Below are 24,009 nucleotides of genomic sequence, written 5' to 3' on the forward strand. Positions count from 1 at the left end.
GGCCTTCGGGTTCGCCGCGCCGATCTCGAAGCGTCTGGGCAAGAAACAAACCGCCCAGCTCACCAAGGTGCTGGCCTTCGTGATCGCCATCACGCCCATCGCCCTGCGCCTGCTGGACGTGTTCCCGGCCAACGATTCGCCAGCCCTGCTGCCGATCCTGTTCGTCCAGGCGGTGTTCTCGACAGGCTTCTCGATCATCTCGGCGATCCTGATCTCGTCGATGATCGCCGACGTGGTGGAAGACAGCGAACTGCAGACCGGCCGCCGATCGGAGGGCCTGTTCTTCGCCGCCGCCGCCTTCGTGGGAAAGGCCGTATCCGGCGTCGGCATCTTCGCGTCCAGCATGATCCTCCTGGCCATCGGCTTCCCCCAGAACGCCCAGCCGGGCCAGGTCAGCGAGGCGGTGGTGACCAACCTGGGCATGACCTACCTCTTCGTGCTGGGCGGGCTCTACGGCGCGGCGATCGCCTGCGTCTCGCTCTACAGGATCACCCGCGAGGGCCATGCGGAGAACATGCGCAAGCTGGCCGCCCAGGCCGAGCAGGTCGAAGGCGGCGAAGGCCCCGAGCACACGGCCTGATCCAACGAAAAACGCGCCGGACGAAGCCGCCCGGCGCGTCGATCGAAACTTGCGCTCGCCGCGCTACTTGGAAATGCGCAGCGAGTTGATGTCCTGGGCGATGGCCCGGAAGGCGATCTTCAGGTCGTTGCCGTTCGAGGGCATGTAGACGTATTCGGGCGAGGTCGCGCAGTTGCGCATCAGGCTCTTCACATCCTTGTCGGAGCCGACGTTGAACCCGACCGTATAGACGATCACGCCCTTGGCCTTCATGTTGGTGCACAGGGTCTCGGCCTGGTCGAACGGGTCGCCGTTGGTGGCGTTGCAGTTGATGTGGTCGCTGCTGCTGCCGCTGCCCGAGCCCGCATCCTTGGCGATGACCCCCTTGCAGTAAGGGCTGTTGAAGGCGCCGTCGGTCATCAGGATGACGACCTTGAGGGTTTCGGGCGTATCGTAGGCGGCCGGAGCGCTGGCGCCGGTCCAGAGCGCGTTCCAGTTGGGCGAGACCATGTACCAGCCCCAGGCCAGGCCGATCTGACCCGCCGTCGAACCGCCGTGCCGCAAGGCGTCGATCTTGCTCTTCAACATCGTCTTGCTCGAGGATAGCGGGACGATCGGTTGCGAATCGCAGGCGTTGCCGCTGCCGCCGTCATAGAGACGCCCGACCGGCGCAGCGGAGGGCGCGGCGTCCGTGTAGGCCTCCGAGCCGATCCGCTCACTGACGCAATTCCCGATGCTGAAGGTCTTCAGCTTGCTGGACGCATTGGTGAACGAGAACTTCTCGCACCCTTCCTTCAGGCAATAGACCTTGCCGCCACTCGCGTAGCTTCCCGAGAACTTGCTGTTCGAATAGTCGCTGAGCGAAAAGAGATCGTTCGACTCGCGGGTGACCTTGAACTCGGTGCTCATCGAGTTGCTGTCGACCTTGGCGCGGCCCATGTTCTCGAACAGCACGCGGTCGCCGGTCTGGAAGCCGTGGCCGACCGCCTTGACGATGATCTTCTTCTTGGAGCTGTCGGCGGTGACCGAGTCGACCGTGATGGGCCCCTTGTAGCTGCCGCGCGCGGTGTCGGCCCACGAGTCGACATTGACGCCGACCGCATAGGGCACCAGGGCGACTTTGGTGTAATACGGCACTTCCGGCGGCTGCTTGTCCTTGACCACCAGGTCCACCAGGTCCTTGGCGGCGGTGCGCAGGTTTTCCATCTGGTCGCTCATCGAACCGGTGGTGTCGAGCACCAGGGCGACCTCGACGTTGTTCGAGTTGCGCAGGACCTCGGAGTTCGCCTCGATGTCGTTCTGCACCCACAGGCGCGGCCCGATGCTGGGCGGCGAGATCCTGGCCGTGCTGATCACCTTGATCCCGTCGAGGGTGAACCTCGAATAGGTGATCTCCTGACCGCCGGAGAGCTTCAGGTTCGCTCGCAGCGAATTGTCGCCCACCACCTGGATGTCCTCGGTGGTGGTCTTGTCCGACCGCGCCGCATAGAGCGTGGCGGTGTCCAGCGCATCCTGTAGCTGGCTGCGCTGGGTCGTGATCATGTAGACGTCGACCAGCCCCAGCGTCACGGGCGCCATCACCAGCAACCCGATCGCGAAGAAGACGGCGGTCGCGCCGCGTTCGTCCCGCAGCACCGCACGCAGCCTGCCGGCCAATACAGTTCCGCGCCTGGCAGCTTTCACCTTGAAACCGTTCACGCCCTGAGCCCCAGAAAAGTCTTAGGATTTTCAGGGATTTTGACAGGCCAGGGTAAACGAACGGGCGCCGAAGACGGTTAAGGCGAAGCTTATTTCGGCGCCCAACCTGTCGCTACCAGCCGCAGGATTCGCCCTTGTTCTGAACGGTCAGCCAGTCGTTGAGCGGCTTGAAATAGGCGGTCACCGCGCTGGCGTCGCCGGTCTTCTCGCCGGTGAAGGCCTCCATGGCCTGGGGCCAGGGCTTGGAGGCGCCCATCTCCAGCATGGCGTTGAACTTCTGGCCCATCGCCTTCTGGTCGTAGACCGAGCAGCGATGCAGCGGCCCCTTCCAGCCGATCTGGCGGCAGGCGGCGCGGTGGAACTGGAACTGGTAGATGTGGGCCAGGAAGTAGCGGGTATAGGGCACGTTGGCCGGCACGTGATACTTGGCGCCGGCGTCGAAGGCGTCGGCCGGACGCTCGGCCGGCGGGGTAAGTCCCTGATATTTCAGGCGGAGCTTCCACCATTCGCTGTTGTAGGTTTCCGGCGTCGCCTGGCCGGAAAACACCTCCCAGCGCCAGCGGTCGACCATCAGGCCGAAGGGCAGGAAGGCGATCTTGTCGAGCGCCATCTTCAGCAGGAACGGAATATCCTCGTCCGCGCCCGGCGCCTTGTCGAGCAGGCCGATCTGCTGGAGGTAGGTCGGGGTCAGCGCCGACAGGCCGATGAAATCGCCGATCGCCTCGTGGAATCCGTCGTTTGCGCCGTTCTTGAACAGGAACGGCTGATCCTTGTAAGCGCGCTGGTAGAAGTTGTGCCCGAGCTCGTGGTGAACCGTATAGAAATCCTCGCCGTCGACCTTGGTGCACATCTTGATGCGGATGTCGTCGCGGTCGTCGAGGTCCCAGGCCGAGGCGTGGCAGACCACTTCGCGGTCCTTCGGACGGACGATCATCGAGCGCTGCCAGAAGGTCTCCGGCAAGGGCGACTGGCCGAGCGAGGTGTAGAAGCCCTCGCCGATCTTGACCATCTTGGTCGCGTCATAGCCCTTTGAAACCAACAGCTTATCCAGGCTGTAGCTGGAGCTGGCGGTCTTCGGCTGCACCACGTCGTAGATGTTGCCCCACTGCTGGGCCCACATGTTGCCGAGCAGGTCGGCGCGGATCGGCCCCTTCCGCGGCTGGACCGCATCGCCGTACTGGTCGTTCAGCCGCGCGCGCACATAGCAGTGCAGGTTGCGATAGAACGGCTCGACCTGGTTCCACAGCCGGTCGGTCTCGGCGGCGAAGGCGTCGGGGTCCATGTCGTAGTTCGAACGCCAGAGCGCGCCGGTGTCCTTGAAGCCCAGGCCCCTGGCCCCCTCGTTGGAGAGTTCGGCCAGCTTGGCGTAGTCGCTGCGCATCTGCGGGGCGACGGAATGCCAGCCTTCCCACACCGCCTTCAGCTCGGCCGGATCGCGGCTCCTGGCCAGGACGTCCTCGGCGTCGTTGAGGGTCAGGGTCTTGCCGCCGTACTGGAACTTGCCCGAGGAGAAGGTCGAGTCCAGGCGGGTGGCGATGGTGGCGAGCTCGGCCGCCGCGCCCGGCCGGTCAGGCGCGGGCGAGACCAGGAAGAGCTTGAGAAGCTTCAGCTTTCGGGCGGTAACCGGGTCGACGGCGACCCCGTCGTACTTGGCCGCCTCACGGGCGTAGCGGGCGGTCAGCTCGTTCTGTTCGGCCGTCGCCTTGGCTTCCAGCCACTGGGTGTCCTCGGTGATGTAGGTCGCCCGCACCCAGGCCGCCTTGGCGACGTACTGGTTGAAGGCGGCGAGGTCGGCCTCGGCCTTGTCCACGAAGGCCTTGGCCTGCGCAGGCGTGGGCTTGGCCCCTTGCGCGCCGGCGGCGGGGGCGAAGGCGAACAGGACGACCGCAGTGGCGGCCAGCAGTTGGGATTTCATTCTGGTCGACGTCCCTGAAGCGGAATTTGCGACCCTCCCGGCCGCGCTGTCAGGGAAAGGAACGCCTCAGGCGCGAGCCGTCAAGCCGAGAGGCGCGCCTCGGTCGCGGCGATGCGGATCGCGCTCTCCACGGACGCCTGGGCGTCGGATTGCGACAGGTCGACGCCCTGGGCGATGGTCTCGCCGTCCTCGTCGAAGATGCGCCAGGCCCAGCCGCTCTCGGCGTGGGCGAGGGAGTAGGCGAACGGGGAATCCGTCAAAAGCGCCTCCACTTGCTCATGCCGCAATGCAGCATGTCGGCTTTATGACGACTCCAACGCCGCACGGAGTCAAGCGTTGCGACGGTTGCGGCGCCACACGAAAATTTGGCCGGAGCCCAATGACGAGTTGGGAACTTAATAGTCGCGCACGCCGGTCCGGAGGAATTTCCATGTCAGATCAACCATCTGTGGACGAACTGAAACAGGCCGCGCGAGCCCTGATCCGCGAGGCGGCCCTGGTCGCGGGACGATGGGTTCCCGCCGATCCCATCGGCATCTCGATCGTCAATCCTGCCGATGGCGCGACGATCGGCAAGGTCCCAAAGCTGCCGAAAGACGAGGTCGAGGCCGCCATCGCCGCGGCCGCTCAGGCGTTCCCGGCCTGGGCGGCGCGCAAGGGCAAGGAGCGCGGCGAGCTGCTTCTTCAATGGGCTCAGAAGCTTAGCGAGCACGAAAACGCGCTGGCGGCGATCATCGCCCTGGAGAACGGCAAGCCGTGGAAGGAGGCGCTGGGCGAGGTCCGCTACGCAAACTCGTTCGTCACCTGGTTCGGCGGGTTGGCCGAAAGGCTGGATGGAAAGGCGATTCAGAGCCCCAATCGGCAGGATTTGATCCTCGCCTTCCACGAACCTGTCGGACCGGTGGCGGCGATCACGCCATGGAACTTTCCGGCCGCCATGATCACCCGCAAGGCGGCCGCCGCGTTCTGCGCCGGATGCCCGGTGGTGCTGAAGCCGGCCTCGGCGACGCCGTTCACGGCGCTGGCCCTCGCGGCCCTGGCGCTGGAGGCGGGAATTCCGCCGGCCTGCTTCTCGGTGGTGACCGGCGAGCAGGACGTGGTGGGCGGGGCGCTGACCGCGTCCAAGGCGATCCGCAAGCTTTCCTTCACCGGTTCGACCGAGGTCGGGCGCAAGCTGGCGGCCCAGTGCGCGCCGACCTTGAAGCGGCTGTCGATGGAGCTGGGCGGCGCGGCCCCGCTGATCGTCTTCGACGACGCCGACCTGGAGACAGCGGTCGCCGGAACCGTCGCCGGCAAGTTCCGCGCCGGCGGCCAGACCTGCGTCTGCCCCAACCGGATCTATGTGCAGGCCGGCGTCCGCGAGGCCTATCTCGAAGCCCTGGTCCGCGAGGTCGAGCGGCTGAAGGTCGGCGACCCGTTCGCCCCAGACACCGACATCGGCCCGCTGATCGACGAAAAGGGCGTGGCCAAGGTCGAGGCGCACATCGCGCGCACGACCGCGGCGGGCGGCAAGGTGCTGACCGGCGGCAAGCGGCTGGCCGGGACCTTCTTCCAGCCGACCGTGACCTTCGGCGGCGACGACGCCCTGTTCTGCGAGGAAGAGACCTTCGGCCCGCTGGTCCCGGTGTTCGAGTTCGCCAGCGAGGACGAGGCGATCGCGCGGGCCAACGCCTCGGACTTCGGCCTGGCCGCCTTCGTCTTCACCGACGACCTGAACCGCGCCATGCGCATGGGCCGGGCCATCGAGGCGGGTATCGTCGGCGTCAATACCGGCCTCGTCTCGAACGCCGCCAACCCGTTCGGCGGGGTCAAGCAGTCCGGCTACGGCCGCGAAGGCTCGGCCTACGGCGTCGAGGACTATCTGCAGGTCAGGGCGCTGACCCTGGCGCTGCGCTAAGGCGCCACGCATCATCGCAACCTTGGCGCGCGAAAGCCGGCATGCTACGGCCCCGCTCGGGTGGGAGAATGCAAGTGCTGGCTGCCTTTCTCGGTTTGAGCGCATTGGCCCAGGCAGCGGCGCTGCAGGCTGGCGCCGGCCTCGCCGACATCCGCGCGCCAGCCATCGCGACGGCGGCGCCCGTCACGGCGACGCCAGGGGTCGTCCGCCTCCCGGCCGGAACCCAGTTGGAGGTCGAACTGGTCGACCCGCTCAGCTCGGCGACGAGCAAGCTCGGAGATCGTTTCGCGCTGCGGCTGGCCGCTCCTATCGTTCATGACGGCGTCGAACTGGCACCCGCCGGCGCCATGGGCGAAGGAGAGGTCATCGATGCGGCCCGCGCCGGCATGAACGGCAAGCAGGGGAAGCTGATCATCTCGGCCCGCCACCTGGAACTGGCCGGCCGCCAGATACGCATTCGCGGCATGTCGCTGATGGCCGCAGGCAAGAGCCGCGTCGACCTGGCGACCGGAGTGATGCTCGTACCTTATGTCGGCCTCGCCTCGATACTGATCGAGGGCGGCGAGATTCAGATGCCAGCCGGGGTCCGCGGGACGGTGCGGCTGGCCGAAGACGTGGATTTTCCAGCCGGCGGGCCGCCGGCCATCCCGGGGGGAACGACACCATGAGAGCTTTAACCATCTTTGCGACAGGCGCCTGCCTCGCCTTCGCGCTCGGAACCTCCAGCCTCGCGCAGGAAGCTCAGCCCGAGGTCGCGCCCGCACCTGCCGCCGAAGCCGCCGAGGTCGCGCCGATCCCCGACGCCGCCCCCGAAACTGCGCCCGCCGCGTCCGCGGCCGACGACTCGGCAAATGGCAAGGCGCGCATCGTGTTCTTCCGACCGAGCCGCCTGAGCGGCGCGATCTACACCTATCACATCGTCGAGGTCGGCGACGACGGCAAGCCGGCCAAGGACGCCCCGCACCTCGGCGATCTGCCCAACGGGGGCGCCTTCGTGCTCGAGGTCGAGCCGGGCATCCACGCCTACAACATCACCGGACCCATGGCGGTGAACAAGGCCGAGGACCGCCTGCGGATGGAGGCGGAGCCGGGTGAGACCTATTATGTCGAGCAGACCGTCCGCATGGGTCTGGTCACAGGCGGCTTCCGGCTGGCGCCCGCAGACGAAGCCAGGTTCACGGCGTCCAAGGCGAAGCTGGCAAAATAACCCGCCAACCAACCACTCGCGGTTCCACGGAGACACGCGCCCACCTAGGCTCGCGCCATGTTCCACGACGAGGCCTGGCCGGACTGGATGGGTAGGGCGCAGCGGGCGGCGCGCACGCTGACGGCGACGACGCGGGGCGCGCGCGGGGCCGGGCATTCGGTCTATGTAGTGCTGCTGCGCGACCGGCGGCGGGCCGATCCGTAGGGGCTCTATGTCGGCCAGACCTCACGCGATCCCGACCTGCGCTTCGACCAGCACAAGGCCGGCTACAAGGCCAGCGGCGCGACCCGCCGGTTCGGGGTTCGGCTGCTGCCGGCGCTGACCGAGCACCTGAACCCGATGCGGGCCTGGGAGTCGCTGGACCTGGAAGCGGCCCTGGCCGAGGCGTTCCGGGCCGCAGGCGTGCCGTGGGTCGAGGGCGGGCATTAGGAGAATCTGGGATGAACACCTCGCTGCAAATCCGACCCGCGACCGCAAGCGATCTCGACGCCGTGGCGGATGTCTGGCGCGACAGCGCCGCGGCGATGGACGGTGCGCCGCCGGACCTTCCGACCCGCGACGAACTGTGTGCGCGTATCGATCGCGAGTTGGCGGCCGGCTGGGATTTACATCTAGCCACGCGCGGCCAAACGCCGGTCGCCATGCTGGCCCTGAAGCCTGCCGAGGGCGTGCTCGACCAGATCTTCGTGCTGCCAGACCAGCAGGGAAGCGGGCTCGGAACCGCCCTGCTCGGACTCGCCCAACGCCTGATGCCGGGCGGCTTCACCCTGCGTATGGCGGCTGCGAACCAGGCGGCGCGAAGCTTCTACGAGCGGCGCGGCCTGCGGCTGATCGGGCATGAGCGCCATCCACACACCGGCGCGCCGTCGTGCATCTATGGCTGGGAGCCGCGACCTTGGAGGCGGGACTAATGAGCGACTTCAACGAACTGGCGGAGCGGGCCTGGCGGGTGCGCCGTCTCTATGCCGAGTTGGAGACGCGCAATCACGGTCGCGCCTGGACGCGGGAAGAGGTCGCGCTGGGCTTCGTCGGAGACGTGGGAGACCTGGCAAAGCTGGTCCAGGCCATGGAAGGCGTGCGCGCCATTCCCGAAGCGCAAGCCAAGCTGGCGCACGAGCTGGCCGATTGCCTGTGGAGCGTGATGACCTTGGCCCGCCTCTACGACGTGGACCTGAAGGCCGCATTCGAAACCACGATGGGCGAGCTGGAACGCGGGATCGAGGCGCGGCTGGCCGCAGACCGGTGATCGGCCCTCAGCGAACCGCCGCCTCGCGCAGGTGGGCGCGTTCGTTGAGGGCGACGATGTTCCTCTGGCCGCCGCGGGAGCACATGTAGCGGTGGACGCTGGTGTAGCCCGGCTCGAAGAACAGGCGCGGGGTCAGGCCCAGCACATGGGCGGTCCAGACGTTGATGACCCCGCCGTGGCAGAAGACGGCGACGCGCTGGCCCGGGTGGGAGGCGATCACGTCCTCCAGGGCGCCGACCACGGCGGCGCTGAACGCCTCGACATCGATGTCGAGGTTCCCGTTGGCCATGGCGAGCCAGGCTTCGTAGTTCTCGCGCTTGAGCACTTCGGTGGGGATGTAGGAGCCGGAGTCGCGGTCGAACTCGGCCACGCCCTCGTGCAGGGCGATGTCGTGGCCGAGGTGGGCGGCGAAGGGCTGGGCGGTCTGGACCGCGCGGCGCATGGGGCTGGACCAGACCGCATCGGCGCCCTCGTGCGCCAGCCAGCGGGCCACGCGGCTCGCCTGGTCGTGGCCCTCGGTCGACAGGTCCGGATCGGAGCTGTCGTCGCGGCGCACCGGCAGGCCGTGACGGATGAGGATCAGTTCCATGACGCGTTTCCCCGACTGCGCCGGCCAAGCCGGCTATAGCCTGTTTATCTCCGAGCGCGCCGGCCGGCGCCAGAGGTTACGCTGCGGAAAGCGGCGATGAGCGCATCGCCTGGCCCCACGCGTTTGTGCATGTCCTTCGTGCGTCCGGCGGGCGATGGTCGCTTCGGAAGCCTGTGGGAGATTTGAGTTCGTGTTCGCCGCCCGCCTATTTGTCGTGCTCGCCCTCGCCGCCGCGCCGCTCGCCGCCTCGGCGGGGGAGACGTCGCCGAAGGAGACCAAGTGCCGCGAGTATCCCGACGGCTCCAGCCGCTGCGTCGGGCCGGACGGGCATGTGCGGACCGAACGGATCGGCGAGGACGGCCACCGGCGGACGACCTCGACCGATCCGAAGCTGTGGGGGACGTCGAACGGCGACGGCGGCGGGATCACGCCGCCGCCGGGGCTGCTGGACCATCGGCCGGATTATCGCCGCGCGGTCTATGGCCGGGTGACCGAACCCTGGACAGCGCGGAAGGCCGAGCCTCCGCCACCGTCCGCAGGCGTGCGCGTGCCGCGTTCGAACGGTTGCACGGTGGCGGGCGGCGAGATGCGCTGCCGGCGCTGAGCGGGGGACGCGGAACCGCGCCTCAATGTGCGCGGCGGGGACGCCGCTGGGGCGGGCCGCCGCGCGGGAAGGTCATCACGCAGCGCTGACCCTGCCAGACCACCACATGCGAGGCGCCGGGGTGCTCGACCAGCACCTCGATGGCGCGGGTGACGGCGATGGCGTCGGAGGCGCAGTCGGTCGCCTCGAAGCTCGGCGCCAACCCGTCGGGACGGGTCGGATAGAAGGTGTAGAGCGGCATCGGAGCTGTCCGGTTCGAGGATGAGGCCGCGAAAGCGAGTCTCTCACAACGCAAAGTCGAACCTACGCTTTTTGGGGTCGCTCGTGGGGCGAATTCGACGGGTTCGGCGATCACGTTAACGGCGCCGTGGCGAGGCATGGCGCGGCGAACCGCGCAGCTCAGGCCTGGGCGATCTGATCCATCAGCAGGCGCAGCGCCACGTCGAGGCAGGCCAGGCGCAGGGCCGCGCGGCCTGCGTTCCCGAACTCGGCCCGCTGGACTGCGGCCTCGCCGCTGCGGCGGGCGGCGGCGAACCAGACGCGGCCGGCCGGCTGGTCCGGCCCCGGCCCCTGCTCCATCCAGCCGGTGATCGCCGCCACGATGTCCGCCTGCGAGCGGGCCAGGGCGCCGGCGGCCATCGCACGGGCGACGGGCTCGGACACCGGGCCCGGATCTTCGAGCAGATCCGGATCGACCCCCAGCAACCCGGCCTTGGCGGCGTTGGTGTAGACCACGAAGCCGCGCTCGAAGGCGTGGGAGCAGCCGGGGACGTCGGTCAGCAGCGAGGCCAGCAGCCCGCCGGCGCAGCTCTCGGCCGTCGCGAGGCGCAGGTTCCGGCGGCAGGCCTCGGCCAGCACCTGATGGACCAGGCGCTCGGTGGGGGCGGGCAGGATGGGGCTGAGGGCCTCGGCCATGGTCAGCCTTGAACCCGAAGCCGCGCCGATTGTTCCGGTTTGCAAGCCGCCGGGAAGCGGTGGAGAGACGCCTACCGGCGATTGACGGCGCGGGGCCTTTCGCGTCCCCTGCGCGCGACAATCCGTCAATTTACGAGGGACCGATGGCCAGCGACCAGACGCCGGGCAAGCAGGGTTGGCTCCAGAGGCTGCGGACCAGCCGGATGCCGGGGCTGCTGGCCGCGGGGCTGGTGGCCGCCTCGTTCGGCGGCGGCTTCATCGCGGCCAAGGGCGTCGAGGGCTTCAGGCCGTCGGCGGCGGAGTCCAAGGCCGAGCCGGGCGCGCAGGGCTGGTCGCTGTTCGGCAAGCTGCGGGCGGCGAACGCCCCGCGGCGCGGCATCCCCAAGCCCGAGGGCTTCGCCGTCTGGCGCCACCGGATCGAGACCGGCGGGAACCAGCCGGCCGCCTGCATCGAGATGACCCGGCCGCTGGACGAGCGGAAGTCCTATGCCGACTTCGTGCTGGTCTCGCCGGACCTTGGCCGCACGCCGGCGGTGAGCGTCAAGGGCGCGGAGCTGTGCATCGGCGGGACCGGCTTCGCCGACCGGCGGGTGACCCTGCTGAAAGGGCTGCCCTCCAAGGGCGGCGAGACCCTGGCCGCCAACGCCGACGTCGATTTCACCTTCGGCGAGAAGCCGCCCTATGTCGGTTTCGCCGGCGAGGGCGTGATCCTGCCGCGCGAGGACGCCGACGGGATCGGCATCGAGACGGTCAATGTCAGCCGCCTTTCCATCGAGGTCTGGCGGGTGGTCGACCGCAACCTGGTGCGCAAGTCGATCAGCGCCCCCGATCCGACCGGCGAGGGCGAATGGGCGAGCGACTACGGGTCGGACAGCCCGGACGAGGAAGGCCGCGTGGTCTGGAAGGGCGAGGTCGACGTCAGCAGCCAGGGCCATGGCGAGCGGACGACCACCATCTTCCCGCTGGGCGCGGTGCTGAAGGAGATGAAGCCGGGCGCCTATGTCATCAAGGCGCGCGACGCCTCGGGCGGGCGCGACCTGAAGAGCGGCGACGACGACTACGACCCCAATCCCCCGGCCCAGGCGCGGCGCTGGGTGGTGTTCACCGACATGGCCCTGGCCGCCTATGACGGCTCCGAGGCGCTGGACGTGGTGGTCCGCTCGCTGAAGACCGCCAAGGTGATGGCGAACGTCAAGGTGACCCTGGTCGCCCGCAACGGCGAAGACCTGGCTGTCGCCAAGAGCGACGCCCAGGGCCGCGTGAAGTTCGACCGCCCGCTGCTGGAGGGCGAGGGCGCGGCCGACGCCAAGATGGTGATGGCCTATGGCGATCAGGGCGACCTGGCGGTCATGGACCTGGACCGCGCGCCGGTGGACCTGTCGAAACAGGGGATCGGCGGGCGCACGGAGGCTTCCGGCACATCCGGCCGCTCGGTCGCCAGCGCCATCGACGGCTATCTCTACACCGACCGCGGCATCTATCGCCCCGGCGAGACCGTCCACCTGAACGCCCTGCTGCGCGACCGCGAGGCCAAGGCGGTGAAGGACCGCAAGGGCGTGGTCGTGGTGCGCCGCCCTTCGGGCGTGGAGTTCAAGCGCTATCCGTTCGACAAGGCGCCTCTGGGCGCCGTGCCGGTGGACATCGAGCTGCCGGCGAGCGCGCCGCGCGGCCGCTGGACCGCCAAGCTGGAGATCGACGGGCTGGAGAAACCGGCGGGCGAGCTGTCGTTCCAGGTCGAGGACTTCGCCCCGCAGCGGCTGGCGGTGACGGCGGTGGGCCAGGAGGCGACGCCGCTGAAGATGGGCGAGACGCGCAATGTCGAGGTGACGGCGCGGTTCCTCTATGGCGCGCCGGGCTCGGGCCTGCAGACCCAGGGCGAGGCGCGGCTGCGGGTCGACCCCAACCCCTTCCCGGCCTTCGAGGGCTATGAGTGGGGCGACCAGCGCGAGCCCTTCGCCGAGAAGTTCATCGAGGTCGGCGAGAGCGTCACCGACGGGTCGGGCCGTGCGGTGCTGACCGTTTCTTCCGAAGAGGCGGGCGACACGGCCCAGCCGTTGACTGCGGCCTTCGTCGCCAGCGTGTTCGAACCGGGCGGGCGGCCCGTGCGCGAAAGCCTGGACCTGAAGGTCCGTACACGGAACGTCTATCTGGGCGCGAAGGTCGAGCAAGGCGATTCGACTGGCAAGGGCGATCCGGTCACCAGCATCGACCTGATCGCCGTGGACGCGGCCGGGCGGCGGATCGCAGCGCCCGGAACCACCTACGCCCTGATCGCCGAGAACTGGGACTACGACTGGTTCCAGCAGGACGGCCGCTGGCAATGGCGGCGCACCAGCCGCGACGTGGTGATCGCCCGCGCGAGCGTGAACATCGCCGCCAATGCGCCGACCAAGGTCAGCCGCCGGCTGGGCTGGGGCGACTATCGCCTGGAGATCACCGGGCCGGGCGGAGCCAGGAGCGTGATCCGCTTCGCCTCCGGCTGGGGCGCGCCGGCCAAGGACGTGGAGGCGCCGGACTTCGTGCGGGTCAGCGCCGGAACCTCGGCCTATGCGCAGGGCGACACAGTCGAGATCACCCTGAAGGCCCCCTATGAGGGCGAGGCGCAGGTGGCGGTGGCCACCGACCGGCTGATCGACCTGAAGACCGTCAGCATCGGCAAGGACGGGGCCAAGGTGCGGCTGAAGACCAGCGCCGCCTGGGGCGGCGGGGCCTATGTGCTGGTCAGCGTGATCCAGCCGCGCGACCCGGCGCTTTCGCCCAAGCCGCGGCGGGCGCTGGGGCTGGTCTATGTGCCGCTGGAGCCCAAGGGCCGCAAGCTGGAGGTGGCGATCGACACCCCAGCCAAGATCGACTCCAAGGCGGTGCTGGAGGTGCCGATCGTCATCAAGGGCGCGGGCTTCGGCGGACGCGCGCACGTGACCCTGGCGGCCGTGGACGAGGGCATCCTGCAACTGACCAGGTTCCAGAGCCCGGACCCGGTGAAGTGGTACTTCGGCAAGCGGGCGCTGACGCTCGACTATCGCGACGACTACGGGCGGCTGCTGGACCCGAACCTGGGCGCGCCGGCCAATGTCAATTTCGGCGCCGACGGCGTCGGCGGCGAGGGGCTGAGCGTGACGCCGATCAAGACCGTGGCCCTGTGGTCGGGCGTGGTGGAGACCGGGCTGGACGGCAAGGCGACGATCAAGCTGCCGGCCGCCCAGTTCAACGGCGAGCTGCGGCTGATGGCGGTGGCCTGGACCGACACAGCGGTCGGGTCGGCCAGCAAGCCGCTGACCGTGCGCGAGGCGGTGGTGGCCGACCTCGCCCTGCCCCGCTTCCTGGCGCCCGGCGACAAGGCGTTCGCGACGCTGGAGCTGCACAATATCGAGGGCAAGGTCGGCCAGTACGTCGCCGAACTGACCAGCGAGGGCGGGGTGCTGGCGCCGTTCAGAAAAGCCTTCCAACTGCTGCTGGGCCAACGGATCGCCGAGAAGATCGCCTTCGACGCCCCGATGCGGGCCGGGATCGGCAAGATCGGCTTCAAGGTCTCGGGCCCGGGCTTTGCGACCGGCAAGGACTATCCGATCCAGACGCGGCTGGGCTGGGGCGCGGTGACGCGGACCACCTACGAGCTGCAGGCGCCGGGAACGGCCTATACGCCGGCGGCGAGCCTGCTGGCCGGGATGGCGGCGGGGGACGTCACCCTGCACGTCAGCTATTCGCCGTTCCGCGGCTTCGACCCGGCGCCGATCGCGAACGCCCTGTCGCGCTATCCCTACGGCTGCACCGAGCAGACGGTCTCGGGCGCCTATCCGTTGATCTATGCGGCGGAGGTGGCGAGCGATCCGAAGGCCAGGCGCTCCTCGGCGGCCCTGGCCGGGGCGGTCGGGCGGCTGCTGGACCGCCAGACCCTGGACGGGGCCTTCGGTCTCTGGCGGGTCGGGGATGGCGAGGCCGATCCCTGGCTGGGGGCCTATGTCACCGACTTCCTGATCGAGGCGCAGAAGGCCGGAGCGCCCGTGCCGCAGGATGCGATCGACCGGGCGCTGTCGGCCATGCGGCAGGTTTCGCGGCCGGACGGCTGGGCCTCGGTCTCCTACCGGATGGAATATCCGCGCTGGTGGGCGGGGTCCGAAGACGCCTCGAAGAAGGCGACCGAGCGGATGCGCAGCCGCGCCTCGGCCTATGCGCTCTACGTGCTGGCCAAGGGCGGGCGCGGCGACCTGGCGCGCCTGCGCTGGTGGCACGACGTGCAGATGAAGAGCGAGGCCTCGCCCCTGGCCAAGGCGCAGGTCGGGGCCGGGCTGGCGATGATGGGCGACAAGGCCCGAGCGCGCTCGGCCCTGCGCCAGGCGTCCGCCTCGCTCGGCTGGCGCGACGAGGCCGACTGGTATCAGAGCCCGCTGCGCGACATCGCCGCCGTGGTCGCCCTGGCCTACGAGGCCGGCGAGGCCGACATCGCGCGCAGCCTGCAAAAGCGGCTGGAAAACGCGGTGAAGGACCCCGACGCCCTCAACACCCAGGAACAGGCGCGCCTGCTGCAGGCCGCCCACTGGATGCTGAAGGCGGCCGGCGCGATCCGCATCGACGCCCAGGGCGCCCAGCCGCTGACGGCGGCCGGCGGCGCGCCGCGCTGGGCGGTCGGCAAGCTGGCCGAGGCGCGCTTCGTCAACGCCGGCAAGGGGGCGCTGTGGCGGACGGTGACGGTGACCGGAACCCCCGCAGCCGCGCCGCCGGCCGAGGCGAACGGCCTGTCGCTCGACAAGCGGCTGGTGGGCTTCAGCGGCGGGGCGGTCGATCCGGCGGCCCTGCGCCAGGGCGACCGGGTGATCGTGCTGGTCACCGGGCGCTCGGACCAGGCGCGGTCGATGGCCCTGGTGATGGACGACCCGCTGCCGGCCGGCTTCGAGATCGAGACCGTGCTGGGGCCGGACGATGCGCAGAGCGGCCCGTTCAAGTTCCTGGGCGAGCTGTCCGGCGCCGACGTGCAGGAGGCGCGCGACGACCGCTATGTCGCGGCCATGGACCTGGCCGGAAAGGGCCGCTTCGCCTTCGCCTATGTGGCGCGGGCGGTGACGCCGGGCGACTTCCTGCTGCCAGGCGCCCAGGCCAAGGACATGTACCGCCCCAGCCTCTCGGCCCGCACCGCCGCCGCCCGCACGGCCATCGCGCCGGGGCCATGAGGGGGAAGTCTCGTTCCTCGCCCTCTGGGGGAGGTGGATCGGCGCAGCGCGCCGAGACGGAGGGGGACCGCTCTTCAGGGAAGTCAAAGTCTCCCTCAGTCGGCCGGTCGGCCGACAGCTCCACCAGAGGGGGAGCAACGGGGCGGGTGCGTCGCCTGACCTTGGGGCTCGTCGCCTTGCTTGGGGTCGAGGTCGGCGTATTTGCGCTGGACGCGGCCTTGCCGCCGGACATGGGGCGGGGCGAGCGGGCTTCGCCGGTGGCGCTGGATCGGCGGGGGGCCTGGCTGCGGGCTCTGCCGGTGGAGGATGGGCGCTGGCGCATCCGGGCGGACCTTCGCCGCACCGACGAGACGTTCCAGAGGCGGCTGGTCGCCATCGAGGACAAGCGGTTCTGGCTGCATCCCGGGGTCGATCCGGCGGCGGTGATGCGGGCGGCGGCTTCGGCGGCCCTGCACGGGCGGGTGAGTTCGGGGGCCTCCACGCTCAGCATGCAGACGGCGCGGCTGCTGGAGCCGCGGGCGCGGACCATCCCCGCCAAGCTGATCGAGATGGCGCGGGCGGTGCAGATCGAGGCGCGGCTCTCCAAGCGCGAGATCCTGGCGCTCTACCTGACGCTCGCTCCCTATGGCGGCAACCTGGAGGGGGTGCGGGCCGCCAGCCTCTCCTATTTCGGGCACGAGCCGGAGACGCTGACCGCCGGGGAGCAGGCGCTGCTGATCGCCCTGCCGCAGTCGCCCGAGGCGCGGCGGCCCGACCGGCGGCCGGAGGCGGCGCGGGCCGCGCGGCGCGAGGTGCTGGACAAGATGATCCGCACAGGCGCCCTGACCGAGGTGGAGGCGGCCGAGGCCGAGGAAGAGCCCCTGCCCGGCCGCAGCCCGTTCCCGGCCCTGGCCTGGCACGCGGCGGGCGAGCTGGCGCGGGGCGCCAAGGCGGGTGAGGCTTCGGTGGTCTCGACCCTGGACGCGCGGCTGCAGACGCGGCTGGAGCCGCTGGCCGCGGCGGCGGCCCGCGCGCAGGGGCCGGAGGCGACGGCGGCGATCCTGGTGGTGGAGATCAAGGGCCGGGCGGTGCGCGCGGCGGTCGGCTCGGGCGGGCTGTCGCGGCCCGGCGGGTGGATCGACATGACGCGGGCGATCCGCTCGCCCGGGTCGGCGCTGAAGCCGTTCATCTACGGCCTGGCCTTCGACGACGGGCTGGCCGCGCCGGACACGCAGATCGAGGACGCGGCGCGGCGGTTCGGCGACTACCAGCCCGAGAACTTCGACCGCATCTTCCGCGGCAAGGTGACCGCGCGCGAGGCGCTGGCCCACTCGCTGAACGTGCCGGCGGTGGAAATGCTGGACAAGCTGGGGCCGGCGGCCTTCGAGGCGCGGATCGACGGGACCGGCGTCAACCTGGTGCGGCCGCGGGCGCAGACGCGCGAGGCGGGCCTGGCCATGGCGCTGGGCGGCGTGGGGATCAGCCTGCGCGACCTGGCGACGCTCTATGCGGCCCTCGGCGACGAGGGCGTCGTCAAGCCGCTGGCCTGGACGGAGGCGGAGGCGGAACGGCGGGAAAACCAGGGCGGGCGACGGCTGATGCGCGCCGAAGCCGCCGAACAGGTGCTGGCCATCCTGCGCGAAACCCCGCCGCCAGCCGGGGCGACGGCCGCGGCCCTGACCAAGGGGCGGCCGGTGATGGCCTTCAAGACCGGCACCTCCTACGGCTTTCGCGACGCGGTGGCGGCCGGCGTGGTCGGGCCTTACGTGGTGGCGGTGTGGACCGGGCGGGCCGACGGCGGCGCGCGCGGCGGGCTGACTGGGCGGGACGCGGCCCTGCCGCTGCTGTTCGACGCCGCCGACCTGATCGACGCGCCGGCCAGCGCTCCACGCCCGATCGCCCCGCGCGGGGCGCCGGCCGCGCTGGCCAGGCTGGAGACGCAGGACGCAGGGCCGCGGCTGGTCTTCCCGCCGGACGGTTCCACCGTGCAGGTCGAGGCGTTCGGGCCGACCTCGCGGGGGCTGGTGCTGGCGGCCGGGGGCGAGGGCCTGCGCTGGTACGTGGACGGCGCGCCGCTGGGCGTGGACGCGGTCAGCCGGCGGACGGTCTGGCGGCCGAAGGGGCCGGGGTTCTATCGGCTGACGGTGGTGGACGGCCAGGGGCGCAAGGCGACCGCGCGCGTGCGGGTGAAATGACCCCCAATGCCTTCCCGCTCTGGGGAGGCGCATATGAGGCAAAGAGCCGCCGTCACCTCCTTCGCATGTCGTCCCGGAAAGCGCGCAGCGCTTGTCCGGGATCCATGGACACCTGAGCTTTCAGGATATTGCACCGTCGGGACGGATTCTGAACCGCCCGTGTTCATAGGTCCCGGTCTTGCTTCGCAAACCGGGAAGACACCCCAATAGGCGATACCCTGCCCGCTGGAAGGTGGATCGCGAAGGCGAGACGAAGGAGGCCAAAGTCCCCCTCAGTCGGCTTTGCCGACAGCTCCCCCAGAGGGGGAGCAATCGCGCGCGGCGCCCTACCGCCCGCCGTCGATGGCCTGGGCGAGTTGGTCGGGGTTGGAGATGGTGCAGTTCTGGTCGGTGATCAGGCCGTTGGCGATGGAATAGACCCAGCCGTGAACGCTGACGCTCTGGCCGCGGGCCCAGGCGTCCTGGACGAAGACGTCAGAGGCGACGTTGCGAACCTGGCGCATGACGTTGAGCTCGATCAGGCGGTCGATGCGCGCGTGATCGTGCAGGGCCTCCAGCTCGGCGCGGTGCTCGGCGTAGACCTCGCGGATCGGATGGAGCCAATGGTCGACCAGGCCGCGGCGCTGGCCGTCGACCGCGGCGGCGACGCCGCCGCAGCCATAGTGGCCGACGACCAGGATGTGCTTCACCTTCAGCACGTCCACCGCGAACTGCAGCACCGAGAGATAGTTGGCGTCCTGCGGCGGGGTGAGGTTGGCGACGTTGCGGTGGACGAACAGCTCGCCCGGATCGAGGCCGACGATCTCGTTGGCCGGGACGCGGCTGTCGGAACAGCCGATCCAGAGATATTCCGGGCTCTGCTGGGCGACCAGGCGCTCGAAGAAGCTGGGGTCGACGGACAGCTTGCCGGCGGCCCAGCGCCGGTTGTTGTTTTTCAGGTCACTGAGCATTGGCGGCGTCCGGCTGGCGATCGGGATGGGCGGCGGCGAAGGCGGGATGGGCGGCGGCGCGTTCGGCCGCCCCGGCGATCGCCGGGAAGGGAGACAGGTCGACCTTGTAGCGATGGGCCGAATAGACCTGGGGCGCGAGGCAGCAGTCGGCCAGGGTCGGCGCATCGCCGAAGGCGAAGCCGGCGCCGTGGACGGCGACCATCGGTTCGAGCGCGGAGAAGCCCTCGACGATCCAGCGCTGGCTCCAGGCCAGGCGAGCGGCCGCATCGACGCCCAGCCCCTCGAGCGCCTGCTGGACGCGCAGGTTGTTCAGGGGATGGATGTCGCAGGCGACGAGGGCGGCCATGGCCCGCACCACGGCCCGGGCGAAGGGCGCCTGCGGCAGCAGCGGCGGGGACGGATGGGTTTCCTCCAGCCATTCGAGGATGGCCAGGGACTGGGTCAGCACCTGGCCGTCGACCTCCAGGGCCGGGGTGAGGTGCTGGGGGTTGCGGGTCGCCACATAGTCCGGCGCGTGCTGCTCGCCCTTCAGCAGGTTCACCGGGACATAGTCGTAGGGCAGCCCCTTGAGGTTGAGGCCGATCCGCACCCGGTACGGCGCCGTCGCGCGCCAGTAGGAGTGCAGGGTCAGGCTCACGCGGTCACCTTGAAATCCAGAGCGCCGACGCCCTCGATCTCGCCATGCACGACATCGCCCGGAACGAGCGGGCCGACGCCTTCGGGGGTGCCGGTGAAGATCAGGTCGCCAGGGGCGAGGGTCCAGAGTTTGGACGCCTCGGCGACGATCTCGGCGACGTTCCAGATCATGTCGGCGAGCGCGCCGTCCTGGCGGACCTGGCCGTTGACGGAAAGGGCGATGCGGCCCTGCGGCGGGGCGCCGTCCCACTTGCGGATCGCCGAGATCGGGGCCGAGGCGTCGAAGGCCTTGGAGGCTTCCCACGGCTGGCCTTTGTCCTTGGCGGCGTTCTGCAGGTCGCGGCGGGTGAGGTCGACGCCGACCGCATAGCCGTAGATATGGGCGAGGGCCTCGGCGGGGGCGATGTCGGCGCCGCCGGCCTTGAGCGCGATGACCAGCTCGATCTCGTGATGGAGGTTGGCGGTGCGCGGCGGATAGGGAACCTCGGCGCCCGGCGGGACCAGGGCGTCGGCCGGCTTGGAGAAGAAGAACGGCGGATCGCGGTCGTCGCCGCCCATTTCGCGGCGGTGGGCGGCGTAGTTGCGGCCGACGCAGAGGATGCGCCGCACCGGGAAGGCGCCGGCCTCCCCCTCCACGGGCGCGACCACAAGGGACGGCGGGGTCAGGACATAGGCGCTCATGGGGCCGCCTTACGCCCGCCCGCAGGCGATGTGAACCCCTGCCGCCGTGGGAGGGGCGACGACCATTGTCCTCGGTGGGGGCGCCGCCCGCCGAATGGCCGAGGCTGGCGCAATTTTCCTCCCCCGCTGCGCAGGGGAGGAAAAGAACGCTGGACCCCATATGCGATCCACCTCCCCCGAGGGAGAGGAATGGAAGGCTACTTCAGGGCGTCGCGGATGGACTTGGCCTGGTCGTGGTGCTGCTGGACCATCGGCGCCGTCGCGGCGGCGAAGGTCCTGATCTGGGCGACGTCGCCGTCCTGGGCGTAGCGCTGCATGACGTCGAGGGCGGCCTGGTGGGCGTCCACCTGGTTGTCCATATAGGCGATGTCGAAGTTGTCGGCCTTGTTCAGGTCGTTCAGCTTGTCCTGCAGATCGCTCGGCAGGGCAGCCGGCAAGGTCAGGGTCTGGGCCTGACCGGCGTCGGCGATGGCCTTCTTCAGGTCGGCCGTCGTCTTGGTGTGGGCGGCGATCATGTCGGCGGCGAATTTCTTCACGTCGGCGTTCTTGGCCCGCTTCTGGGCGATCTTGGCGGCCTCGATCTCGAACATGTCGCTGGCGGCGGCCTTGGAGACGAAGTCCGGGGCGGCGGCCTCGTTGGACGGCGTCGGGATGGTGGCGGCCGGGTTGGCGTCTGGCGTGGCGGCCTGTTCGGCCGGCGTCGCCGCGCCCTTGGTCTCGGTCTTCTGGCCGCAGGCGGCCAGGCTCAAGGCAGCAACAGCCGCGCCCGCGATAAGCAGGTGTCGGGTCATGGACCTCTCCTCGTACTTCATGATCTGCAATGGTCCGCGCGGCCCGTCAGCCGGCGCACCGGGAACAAACTCACGGGCGCGTGATCCGTTCCTACAGCCAAGATCGTGATTGACAGACGCCGCGACGGCCCGCTCTCAAGACCGCAAACCGATCGAGAAGGGAGCCGCCGATGAGCCAAGCCGGCGACGGGCCGCTGAAGGGCCTGAAGGTCATCGAGATGGGGACGCTGATCGCCGGCCCCTTCTGCGGCCAGATCCTGGGCGACTTCGGGGCCGACGTGGTCAAGATCGAGGACCCCGGAACCGGCGACCCGATGCGCCAGTGGGGGCGCAGCCTGCCCAAGGGGCTGTCGCCCTGGTGGCCGGTGATCGGGCGCAACAAGCGCTCGGTGACGCTGAACCTGCGCACGCCGGAAGGTCGCGAGATCGCCCAGAAGCTGATCGACCAGGCCGACGTGCTGATCGAGAACTTCCGGCCCGGCACGCTGGAGAAGTGGGGCATGGGCTACGAGACCCTGGCCGCCCGCAATCCGCGGCTGATCGTGGCGCGGGTGTCGGGCTTCGGCCAGACCGGGCCGTGGGCCAGCCGCGCGGGATATGGCCTGATCGGCGAGGCGATGGGCGGCCTGCGCCACGTGACCGGCGAGCCGGACCGCCCGCCGGCGCGGGCCGGCATCTCGATCGGCGACAGCCTGACCGCCATGCATGCGGTGATGGGGATCACCATGGCCCTGCACGCGCGCGAGCGGACGGGACGCGGCCAGATGATCGACGCGGCGCTCTATGAGAGCGTGCTGGCGGTGATGGAGAACCTGGTCACCGAATACGACCTGACCGGCTATGTGCGCGAGCGGTCGGGGTCGATCCTGCCGGGCATCGCGCCCTCGAACGTCTATCCGTGCGCGGAAGGCGAGATGATCCTGATCGGCGGCAACGGCGACACGGTGTTCGCGCGGCTGGCCCAGGCCATGGGCCAGGCCGGTCTGGCGTCCGATCCGCGCTATGCGACCCACGCCGCGCGCGGGACCAACCAGGCCGAGCTGGACGCGATCATCGCGGCCTGGACGCAGGGCTGGAAGCTGGACGAGCTGCTGGCGCACCTGGAGGAGAACGGCGTGCCGTGCGGGCGCATCTTCCGCGCCCCCGACATGCTGGAGCACGAGCAGTTCAAGGCCCGCGAGGCCGTCGTCGAACTGGACCATCCGGTGTTCGGCAAGGTGAAGATGCAGAACGCCTTTCCCAAGCTGTCGGAGACGCCGGGCGCGGTGCGCTGGCCAGGACCGGACCTGGGACAGCACACCGACGAGGTGCTGGCCGAGATCGGCCTGGACGCCGAAGCCGCCGAGGCGCTGCGCGCCAAGGGCGTGGTGTAGCCTGCACCATAGGCGCGCAGGAGCATCTGGTTCCCCTTGCCGATGCGGGAATATCGGCCCCTAATCGACCTCGGGTTTTCTTTCGGGGGCGAGCATGTCCATCATTCAAGACCGTCGCACGCTGCTGACCGGGGCCGCGGCCGCGAGCCTGTTCGCGCCAGGGCTGAGCCTTGCGACCAGCGGCGACATGGCCACGATCCGCAAGGCGGCCGAGGGCGGGTTCGACGCCTCGGTCAAACGCATCCAGGACTGGATCGCCCTGCCCTCAATCGCCGCCGAGAACCGCGACATGGAGAAGGGCTGCGAATACATGATGGCCCTGGCCAGGGACGCCGGGTTCCAGCAGGTGGAGCGCATTGCGACCGACGGCTTTCCGGGCGTGTTCGCGACCCTGGACGCGGGCGCCAAGCGGACCATCGGCATCTACTTCATGTACGACGTGAAGCAGTTCGATCCGGCCGAGTGGTCGAGCCCGCCGCTGGAAGCGCGCCTAGTCGACAAGGACGGCTTCGGCAAGGTCATCGTCGGGCGCGGGGCGGTGAACCAGAAGGGGCCGGAGGCGACCTTCCTGGCCGCGCTGCACGCGATCCGCGCCGCCGGCAAGAAGCCGCCGGTGAACATCGTGCTGGTCTGCGAAGGCGAGGAGGAGATCGGCAGCCCGAACTTCCGCCAGATCGTCACCCAGCCGAAGGTGCTGGCCGCGCTGAAGACGTGCGAGGGCGTGGTGATCCCGGCCGGCTGGCAGAGCCCCAGCGACGGCGGGGTCAGCGTCAACCTGGGCGCCAAGGGCGTGGTGGAATTCGAACTGGTCGCCAGCGGCGCGAAGTGGGGCAAGGGCCCGAAGACCGACATCCATTCCAGCGAGAAGGCCCGCGTCGACAGCCCGGCCTGGCGGCTGGTCTCGGCGCTGGCCACCCTGGTCACGCCCGACGGCAACACCCCGGCGATCGACGGCTATTTCGAGAAGGTGCGGCCGCTGACCGCCCGCGAGAAGGAACTGCTGGCCATGGCCGCCAAGCAGATGAGCGAGGCCGACGCCAAGACGGCGCTGGGCGTCGGCCGCTGGATCGACGATATGAGCTGGGAGCAGGCGCTCGAGCGCCTGGCCAGCCAGCCGACGATCAATATCGAGGGCCTCGTCTCCGGCTATACCGGACCGGGCGGCAAGACCATCCTGCCCGGCCGGGCGGTGGCCAAGATCGACACCCGGCTGGTGCCGAACCAGACCAAGGACGACGCGGTGGCCAAGATCCGCGCGCACCTGGACAAGCGCGGCTTCACCGACATCGAGCTGAACGTCACCGGCGGCTACGACCCGACCGAGACGGACGAGAACAGCCGCCTGATCAAGGCCGAGATCGCCACCTACCGAAAGGCCGGCGCGCCGGTCAGCGTCTATCCGCGGCTGGCCGGGTCTTGGCCCGGCGCGGTCTTCACCTCGGCGCCGGTCAACCTGCCGGCCGGGCAGTTCGGGCTGGGCCACGGCAGCGGGGCGCACGCACCGAACGAGTACTATGTGATCGAGTCCAGCAACCCGAAGGTCGAGGGCCTGGTCGGGGCGACCATGAGCTATGTCGACTTCCTCTACGAGATCGCGGCGATCCGGTAG

22 protein-coding genes are annotated in these 24,009 nt (G+C 69.8%); 12 read left to right on the forward strand and 10 right to left on the reverse strand.

Going from position 1 to position 24,009, the window contains the following annotated elements; all coding sequences use genetic code 11:
• Positions 1-580: MFS transporter (locus ACE3TL_RS06925; RefSeq protein ID WP_374577989.1), on the forward strand; the 580-nt coding region annotated here is incomplete at its 5' end.
• A 63-nt stretch (positions 581-643) separates the two neighbouring features.
• Here the strand turns inward: ACE3TL_RS06925 and ACE3TL_RS06930 are convergent.
• The 3 genes from ACE3TL_RS06930 to ACE3TL_RS06940 all read right to left on the reverse strand — a co-directional run bounded on the left by ACE3TL_RS06930 (position 644) and on the right by ACE3TL_RS06940 (position 4,432).
• Positions 644-2,257, reverse strand: coding sequence for a pilus assembly protein TadG-related protein (locus tag ACE3TL_RS06930; protein ID WP_374577990.1), 1,614 nt, complete (start codon positions 2,255-2,257; stop codon positions 644-646).
• 112 nt (positions 2,258-2,369) lie between these two features.
• Complete coding sequence (locus ACE3TL_RS06935; protein ID WP_374577991.1) at positions 2,370-4,172, reverse strand: M2 family metallopeptidase; 1,803 nt, start codon at positions 4,170-4,172, stop codon at positions 2,370-2,372.
• An 80-nt stretch (positions 4,173-4,252) separates the two neighbouring features.
• Positions 4,253-4,432 (reverse strand): hypothetical protein, encoded by a 180-nt coding sequence (locus tag ACE3TL_RS06940; protein ID WP_374577992.1) that lies wholly within the window; start codon positions 4,430-4,432, stop codon positions 4,253-4,255.
• Positions 4,433-4,602: 170 nt separating this feature from the next.
• On the opposite strand from ACE3TL_RS06940, the gene ACE3TL_RS06945 reads away from it, so the two are divergent.
• The 6 genes from ACE3TL_RS06945 to ACE3TL_RS06970 all read left to right on the forward strand — a co-directional run bounded on the left by ACE3TL_RS06945 (position 4,603) and on the right by ACE3TL_RS06970 (position 8,522).
• Complete coding sequence (locus ACE3TL_RS06945) at positions 4,603-6,069, forward strand: NAD-dependent succinate-semialdehyde dehydrogenase (RefSeq protein WP_374577993.1); 1,467 nt, start codon at positions 4,603-4,605, stop codon at positions 6,067-6,069.
• 74 nt (positions 6,070-6,143) lie between these two features.
• The gene (locus ACE3TL_RS06950; RefSeq protein WP_374577994.1) at positions 6,144-6,737 is read left to right on the forward strand and encodes a hypothetical protein; all 594 of its coding nucleotides are present in this window, start codon (positions 6,144-6,146) and stop codon (positions 6,735-6,737) included.
• Positions 6,734-7,276 carry a hypothetical protein gene (locus ACE3TL_RS06955; protein WP_374577995.1) on the forward strand — a complete coding sequence of 181 codons (543 nt, stop codon included), beginning with the start codon at positions 6,734-6,736 and terminating at the stop codon, positions 7,274-7,276. Before ACE3TL_RS06950 ends, ACE3TL_RS06955 begins: the two co-directional genes overlap by 4 nt.
• A 57-nt stretch (positions 7,277-7,333) precedes the next feature.
• Positions 7,334-7,480, forward strand: coding sequence for a hypothetical protein (locus ACE3TL_RS06960; protein WP_374577996.1), 147 nt, complete (start codon positions 7,334-7,336; stop codon positions 7,478-7,480).
• 236 nt (positions 7,481-7,716) lie between these two features.
• The gene (locus ACE3TL_RS06965; RefSeq protein ID WP_374577997.1) at positions 7,717-8,187 is read left to right on the forward strand and encodes an N-acetyltransferase family protein; all 471 of its coding nucleotides are present in this window, start codon (positions 7,717-7,719) and stop codon (positions 8,185-8,187) included.
• Positions 8,187-8,522: a MazG nucleotide pyrophosphohydrolase domain-containing protein gene (locus ACE3TL_RS06970; RefSeq protein ID WP_374577998.1), complete on the forward strand. Its 336-nt coding sequence runs from the start codon at positions 8,187-8,189 to the stop codon at positions 8,520-8,522. The genes ACE3TL_RS06965 and ACE3TL_RS06970 overlap by 1 nt, the downstream gene beginning before the upstream one ends.
• Before the next feature lie 7 nt (positions 8,523-8,529).
• Here the strand turns inward: ACE3TL_RS06970 and ACE3TL_RS06975 are convergent, their stop codons facing one another.
• The gene (locus ACE3TL_RS06975; protein ID WP_374577999.1) at positions 8,530-9,111 is read right to left on the reverse strand and encodes a histidine phosphatase family protein; all 582 of its coding nucleotides are present in this window, start codon (positions 9,109-9,111) and stop codon (positions 8,530-8,532) included.
• Between the two features lie 190 nt (positions 9,112-9,301).
• Here ACE3TL_RS06975 and ACE3TL_RS06980 point away from each other — a divergent pair, with 190 nt between their 5' ends.
• On the forward strand, positions 9,302-9,715 hold the full coding sequence (locus ACE3TL_RS06980; protein WP_374578000.1) for a hypothetical protein: 414 nt from the start codon (positions 9,302-9,304) through the stop codon (positions 9,713-9,715).
• 22 nt (positions 9,716-9,737) lie between these two features.
• Here ACE3TL_RS06980 and ACE3TL_RS06985 read toward each other — a convergent pair whose 3' ends face one another.
• On the reverse strand, positions 9,738-9,956 hold the full coding sequence (locus ACE3TL_RS06985; RefSeq protein ID WP_374578001.1) for a hypothetical protein: 219 nt from the start codon (positions 9,954-9,956) through the stop codon (positions 9,738-9,740).
• Positions 9,957-10,114: 158 nt separating this feature from the next.
• Positions 10,115-10,630 (reverse strand): CinA family protein, encoded by a 516-nt coding sequence (locus tag ACE3TL_RS06990; protein ID WP_374578002.1) that lies wholly within the window; start codon positions 10,628-10,630, stop codon positions 10,115-10,117.
• A gap of 143 nt (positions 10,631-10,773) precedes the next feature.
• On the opposite strand from ACE3TL_RS06990, the gene ACE3TL_RS06995 reads away from it, so the two are divergent.
• Together ACE3TL_RS06995 and pbpC are read left to right on the forward strand one after the other, a co-directional pair.
• Positions 10,774-15,795, forward strand: coding sequence for an alpha-2-macroglobulin (locus tag ACE3TL_RS06995; RefSeq protein WP_374578003.1), 5,022 nt, complete (start codon positions 10,774-10,776; stop codon positions 15,793-15,795).
• Between the two features lie 146 nt (positions 15,796-15,941).
• Positions 15,942-17,969, forward strand: a complete 2,028-nt coding sequence (gene pbpC / locus ACE3TL_RS07000; RefSeq protein WP_374578004.1) for a penicillin-binding protein 1C — start codon at positions 15,942-15,944, stop codon at positions 17,967-17,969.
• Positions 17,970-18,295: 326 nt separating this feature from the next.
• Here pbpC and ACE3TL_RS07005 read toward each other — a convergent pair whose 3' ends face one another.
• The 4 genes from ACE3TL_RS07005 to ACE3TL_RS07020 form a co-directional block, all read right to left on the reverse strand.
• Positions 18,296-18,919, reverse strand: coding sequence for a carbonic anhydrase (locus tag ACE3TL_RS07005; protein WP_374578005.1), 624 nt, complete (start codon positions 18,917-18,919; stop codon positions 18,296-18,298).
• Positions 18,909-19,556, reverse strand: coding sequence for a maleylacetoacetate isomerase (gene maiA, locus ACE3TL_RS07010; RefSeq protein WP_374578006.1), 648 nt, complete (start codon positions 19,554-19,556; stop codon positions 18,909-18,911). The genes ACE3TL_RS07005 and maiA overlap by 11 nt, the downstream gene beginning before the upstream one ends.
• Positions 19,553-20,236, reverse strand: coding sequence for a fumarylacetoacetate hydrolase family protein (locus tag ACE3TL_RS07015; protein ID WP_374578007.1), 684 nt, complete (start codon positions 20,234-20,236; stop codon positions 19,553-19,555). Before ACE3TL_RS07015 ends, maiA begins: the two co-directional genes overlap by 4 nt.
• Positions 20,237-20,433: 197 nt before the next feature.
• Positions 20,434-21,027, reverse strand: coding sequence for a DUF4142 domain-containing protein (locus ACE3TL_RS07020; RefSeq protein WP_374578008.1), 594 nt, complete (start codon positions 21,025-21,027; stop codon positions 20,434-20,436).
• 170 nt (positions 21,028-21,197) lie between these two features.
• Here ACE3TL_RS07020 and ACE3TL_RS07025 point away from each other — a divergent pair, with 170 nt between their 5' ends.
• On the forward strand, positions 21,198-22,400 hold the full coding sequence (locus ACE3TL_RS07025) for a CaiB/BaiF CoA transferase family protein (RefSeq protein WP_374578009.1): 1,203 nt from the start codon (positions 21,198-21,200) through the stop codon (positions 22,398-22,400).
• Positions 22,401-22,494: 94 nt separating this feature from the next.
• Positions 22,495-24,009, forward strand: coding sequence for a M20/M25/M40 family metallo-hydrolase (locus tag ACE3TL_RS07030; protein ID WP_374578010.1), 1,515 nt, complete (start codon positions 22,495-22,497; stop codon positions 24,007-24,009).

This window comes from Phenylobacterium sp. (assembly GCF_041920015.1).
Taxonomy (GTDB): Bacteria; Pseudomonadota; Alphaproteobacteria; order Caulobacterales; family Caulobacteraceae; genus Phenylobacterium.